Origin of the sequence: Collinsella aerofaciens (genome assembly GCF_901212495.1) — a bacterium.
Taxonomy (GTDB): domain Bacteria; phylum Actinomycetota; class Coriobacteriia; order Coriobacteriales; family Coriobacteriaceae; genus Collinsella; species Collinsella aerofaciens_H.
Map to the genome: position 1 here is coordinate 1 of NZ_CAAKNY010000060.1, position 3,539 is coordinate 3,539.

Genomic DNA, 3,539 nt, shown 5'->3' on the forward strand with positions numbered 1-3,539 from the left:
CTAGTCGTTTAAGAACGTCCCCAACGACTAGTCTTGAAACAAGTCCCCGCTCTCGCCCAAAAATAGTTCACCTTGGTTTACTATTACCTCATAAAAGTATCAGCAGGCTAACAATGGGGGTAGAATGGCGACAAAGCAGGCCTATGTCCAGGTCAGCGGGCTCAAAAAACACTACGGCGACGGTGATGCGCGCCTGACGGTGCTCGACGGCATCGATGCGTCCATCAATCGCGGCGAGATCTGCGTCATGCTGGGACCCTCGGGCTCGGGCAAGTCGACCTTCCTCAACCTCATTGGCGGCTTGGAGGATGCCGACGGCGGCTCTATTCTGGTGGACGGCTGCGACCTTACCGTGCTCAAGGCCGGAGACCTGGGCGAATACCGACGCCGCGAACTGGGCTTTGTCTTCCAGTTCTACAACCTGGTGCCCGATCTCACCATCAAGGAAAACATCGAGGTCACGGCGCACCTGTCCAAAAACCCGCTCGACGTCGACGACCTGCTGCGTTCGCTGGGCCTCTACGAGCACCGCAACAAGTTTCCGCGCCAGGTCTCGGGCGGCCAGCAGCAGCGCTGTGCCATCGGCCGCGCGCTCGTCAAAAACCCGGGTCTGCTGCTGTGCGACGAGCCCACGGGCGCGCTCGACTATAAGACGTCTAAGGAAATCTTGCAGCTCATGGAGGATGTCAACCGCGCCTACGGCTGCACCATCATCATCGTCACCCACAATGCCGCCATCGCGCGCATGGCCAATCGCGTACTGCGCCTGCGCGACGGCCGCATTGTCGAGGACGAGCTCAACGAGTCGCCCATCGCGGCCGCCGAGCTCGATTGGTAGGCGGCGCCATGACACCCCTCGCAAAACGTCTCCCGCGCGAGCTGCGCCGCAATATCGGCAAGTACCTGGGCATATTTTTGCTTATGTGCGGAAGCATCGCCCTCACGTCGGGCTTTTTGCTCGCGGCGCATTCCATCGGCTGCCTTATCGACGACATGCGCGACGACTACACGATTGAGGACGGCCGCGTGACTACCTCCTTCGAGGCCACCGGCGAGCAGCTCAAGGCTGCCGAAGACGCGGCGGAGGACGTCGGCGGCGTTACGCTCTACAAGAACTTCTCTATCGACGCCATCATCAAAAAGGCGTCCGGCGACGATGGCACCAAGCGCACGCTGCGCACCTATGCGCACCGCACCAAGGTCGATATCGCATCCTACTGCGAAGGTAGGCAGCCCAAGGCGGACGACGAGGTGACCATCGACCGCGTTTTTGCCACCAACAATGACCTCGCCGTGGGCGATAGGATCGAGCTCGAGGGTCGCACCTATACCATCTGCGGCATCATGACGCAGCCTGATAGCCAGGCATTGTTCCTCAACAATTCGGACTTTACGGTGAACACCATTACGTATGGCGTTGCCGAGGTTACCGATGCCGGTTTTGCTGCGCTCGAGGATGCCGGCGGCGCGCCCGCCTATACGTACTCCTTTACCTTTAACGACCGTGACCTCTCCACCGCGGACCGTACCGATGCCGAACAGGATATGGTCGAGGCGCTGGCAGATGCCGATGCACGCGTTGACGATCTTATCGATGCCGATTCCAACCAGGGTATTGGCTATGCGCGCAATGACGTGGACGGCGACTCCGCGATGTGGACGACGCTGCTCGACATCATCATCGTGATCATGGCGTTTGTCTTTGTGGTCCTTACCGATGCCACCATCGAGGAAGAGAGCGCCATCATCGGCACGCTGCTCGCTAGCGGCTATCGTCGACGCGAGATCGTGCTGCACTACCTTGCGCTTCCCGCCGTCGTAGGCGTGTTCGCGGCGCTATTGGGCACCGCGCTCGGCGTTGCGTTCTTTACCGAGCCCATGCGCAGCCTGTATTACGGCTCGTACAGCCTGCCGCCCTTCCAGGTGTACTGGAGCTGGGAAATCTTCGTCAAGTGTGCCGTGGTTCCCGCCGCTGCACTCATTCTCATTACGCTCGTGGGCCTGCTTCACAAAATGGGCAAGACTCCGTTGCAGTTCCTTCGTCACGAGGCGAGCGGCAAGTCGGGTACTAAGCGCGGTCTGCAGCTGCCGGAACGCATGGGTTTTGTGTCCCGCTTTCGCCTGCGCGTCTTCCTGCGCAACCTGGGCAACTTCGCCACGCTTTTCGTGGGCATCGCGTTTGGGTCGCTACTTTTGCTCTTTGGCCTGGCGATTCTGCCCACGATGACGCACTATGCGGACAACCTGGAGACGAGCCTGGTCGCCGAACATCAGTACACGCTCAAGGCTCCGCTAGAGCTCAAGGGCACCGCCGAGGAGCGCGGGCAGTGGGCGGCGCTCGAGCGCTTGCAGTCGGTGGACGGTGCGTTGCTTTCCGCCGTCCAGGATGCCAGCGACGAGCTTGATGACGCGGCCGATGCCGCGCAGGCAGCAGCCGATGCCGCAGCCAGCTCTCCGTCTGCCGAGAGCCTGGCCGCAGCGCAGGATGCGCTTGCCAAGGTCCAGGACAAGAAGGATGCGCTCTATGTGCGTCTCGATGACGCGGCCGATGCCCTTGGCTGCGACCGCGACACTGTCATCGATCTGATTGATAAGGCTTCGAGGATTGACGCTGACAACGACGACATTCACCCGGTTAACACGACCGACAACGGTGCGGCTAAGATTGCACAGGCCGAGAAATACGCTGTCTACCAGTTGCAGTACGACCGTGGCAACGGAAACGGCGAGGAGGCCATTTCCGTCTACGGCATCTCGCCCAACTCGCGCTACTGGAAGGGCCTCAACGTCGGCGATGGTCGTGTCGCCTTTGGCGGCGGTCTGCTCGACAAGTTTGGCTGGAGCGAGGGCCAGAAGGTCGAGCTTCGCGACAAGTACGAGGCTCATGATTATTCCCTTGAGTACACGGGGAAGGACTGCGCCTGGGGCTCAAAGTCGGACATGAATATCTATATGAGCATCGATGACTTTAACGAGCTGTTCGGCAACGATGCCGCCTACTTCAACGGCTATGTGAGCGATGAGAAACTCGACCTCGATGCGCGCTACTTTGCCGGCGACACCACGCCCGACGACATGCGTGCCGTGGGCGACCAGTTCATCGGCATGATGAGCAAAATGATCGGCATGATGGTCGGGCTCGCGGTGTTTATCTTCCTGCTGTTTATGTACCTGCTGACCAAGGCTGTTATCGACCATAGCGCCCGGTCGATTAGCTACATGAAGGTCTTTGGCTATCGCGATGGCGAGATTTCGCATCTGTACATCCGCTCGATCACGCTGTGCGTGGCGGCGTCGCTCGTGCTGAGCCTGCCGGTCATTATTGGCTCGCTCACGGCCATCTTCCGCTCGATGCTGCTCTCCTACAACGGCAATATCGAGATCTACGTGCCAGCTTGGTCCATGGCGGTATGCGCAGGGATCGGCTTTGCAACGTATCTGGTCGTGGCGCTGCTGCACATGCGTTCCATCAAGCGCGTGAGCCTGGCCGAAGCTCTCAAAGTCCAAGAGTAGTCATTGGGGACGTTCTTAAACGACTA

At 59.8% G+C, this 3,539-nt stretch carries 2 protein-coding genes; both read left to right on the forward strand.

The window, feature by feature from the left end:
* Positions 1-124 precede the first annotated feature (124 nt).
* Complete coding sequence (locus tag SFLMC1_RS07060; RefSeq protein WP_152074484.1) at positions 125-838, forward strand: ABC transporter ATP-binding protein; 714 nt, start codon at positions 125-127, stop codon at positions 836-838.
* 8 nt (positions 839-846) lie between these two features.
* Complete coding sequence (locus SFLMC1_RS07065; RefSeq protein ID WP_152074485.1) at positions 847-3,513, forward strand: ABC transporter permease; 2,667 nt, start codon at positions 847-849, stop codon at positions 3,511-3,513.
* Positions 3,514-3,539: the final 26 nt, after the last annotated feature.